This window comes from Streptomyces sparsus, assembly GCF_054776295.1.
In genome coordinates this window covers 1-1,791 of sequence record NZ_BAAHCA010000959.1, presented here as the reverse complement: position 1 = coordinate 1,791, position 1,791 = coordinate 1, and the positions used below count along the sequence as shown (strand labels likewise).

The following is a 1,791-nucleotide window of genomic DNA, read 5'->3' as shown; positions in this document are numbered from 1 at the left end:
GGGCGGTCGCCGCCGCGGTCGCCGCACCCCGGACGAACGCCTCGGTACGGCGTTCGACGAGGGCCGCGCCGAGGCCTTCCTTGGAGCTGAACTCGTTGTAGAGGGTCTGCCGGGACACTCCGGCCCCCGCGGCCACGTCCACCATGCGCACGGTGGCCCAGGGCCGGCGGTCGAGGGCGGCCTGGGCGGCGGACAGCAGGCTTTCGCGCGCGGCGGGCATGGCTCCCCTCCCGGTCCGGCGGTGGACCTGCGGGCAAGAATTGACGCGGTGTCGGCCGGTGTCAAGGGAGCCGGCACGCCGCTTCCGCCCCGCCCGGGAAGCCGCCCGTGCGGCCACAGCGCGGGACACTGGTTACTGTTCACCCATGCCGGAGTACCACGATGACTTGCGTCTCGCCCATGTACTGGCCGACGCCGCCGACGCCACCACCATGGAGCGGTTCAAGGCGCTCGACCTGAAGGTCGAGACGAAACCTGACATGACGCCGGTGACCGAGGCGGACAAGGCGACCGAGGAGTTGATCCGCAGTTCGCTCAAGCGGGCCCGGCCCCGGGACGCCGTGCTCGGTGAGGAGTTCGGGAACGAGGGCAGCGGACCCAGGCGCTGGGTCGTCGACCCGATCGACGGCACGAAGAACTACGTGCGCGGGGTCCCGGTGTGGGCGACGCTGATCGCGCTGATGGAGATGGGCGAGGGCGGCGACCACCCGGTGGTCGGCATGGTCTCAGCGCCCGCGCTCAACCGGCGCTGGTGGGCGGCCAAGGGCAGCGGCGCGTTCACCGGCCGCAGCCTCTCGCAGGCCACCCGCATGCACGTCTCGCAGGTGGCGCGGATCCGGGACGCGTCCTTCGCCTACTCCTCGCTGACCGGCTGGGAGGAGCGCGGACGGCTCGGCGGTTTTCTCGACCTGGGCCGGGACTGCTGGCGGACCCGGGCTTACGGGGACTTCTGGCCCTACATGATGGTCGCCGAGGGCGCGATCGACATGTGCGCGGAGCCGGAGCTGTCGCTGTGGGACATGGCGGCCAACGCCGTGATCGTGCAGGAGGCAGGCGGCACCTTCACCGGGCTGGACGGGCGCGACGGCCCGCACAGCGGGGACGCCGCCGCGTCCAACGGGCTGCTGCACGAGGACCTGCTGGGCTACCTGCGGGGCTGACCGGCCATCACTTACGGGCCACTCGGAGGGTGTTGGGGCGCGCGAACCGACCGAGGGCCGCTTCGCGCGCCCCTTGTTGTGTCGCGCGTCACGTGTGACCATGAGAGCTCATTCGCTTGTGCCCTTGTGAATTCGCTCTCGAGCGGATTCCTCCAAGGAGGTGGCAGACGACCATGCCCGCCCTCGTACGCGACGCCATGAGCACCGTGGTGCTCAGCATCGGCCCGACCCACACCCTCCGCCAGGCCGCCGGTCTGATGGCGGCCCGCCGGGTCGGCGCCGCGGTCGTCCTCGATCTGGACGACAGCGGCGTCGGCATCCTCACCGAACGCGACATCATCCACTCGCTGGCCGACGGACAGGACCCGGACCTGGAGTACGCGGGTACCCACACCACGACCGAGGTGGTGTTCGCCACCCCCGACTGGACGCTGGCCGACGCGGCCGGAGCCATGACCCGCGGCGGCTTCCGGCACCTGATCGTGCTGGACGACCGGGAGCCGGTGGGCATCGTCTCGGTCCGCGACATCGTGCGCTGCTGGTCGACCTCTCCCGAGCCCACCGGCGCGGTGGTCGCCTGACCGCAGCGGGGCCGCCGCCCCGGTCGGTGACCTGCCGGGGCGGTGGCGCA

3 protein-coding genes are annotated in these 1,791 nt (G+C 72.0%); 2 read left to right on the top strand and 1 reads right to left on the bottom strand.

Annotated elements, in window-relative coordinates:
• Nucleotides 1-220 (bottom strand): TetR/AcrR family transcriptional regulator (locus ACYVE9_RS25340; protein WP_461030223.1); only part of this gene is annotated, 220 nt, incomplete at its 3' end.
• Nucleotides 221-365: 145 nt separating this feature from the next.
• On the opposite strand from ACYVE9_RS25340, the gene hisN reads away from it, so the two are divergent.
• On the top strand, nt 366-1,160 hold the full coding sequence (gene hisN, locus ACYVE9_RS25335; protein ID WP_461030222.1) for a histidinol-phosphatase: 795 nt from the start codon (nt 366-368) through the stop codon (nt 1,158-1,160).
• A gap of 173 nt (nt 1,161-1,333) precedes the next feature.
• Nucleotides 1,334-1,741 carry a CBS domain-containing protein gene (locus ACYVE9_RS25330; protein WP_461030221.1) on the top strand — a complete coding sequence of 136 codons (408 nt, stop codon included), beginning with the start codon at nt 1,334-1,336 and terminating at the stop codon, nt 1,739-1,741.
• The last annotated feature ends 50 nt before the right edge of the window (nt 1,742-1,791 follow it).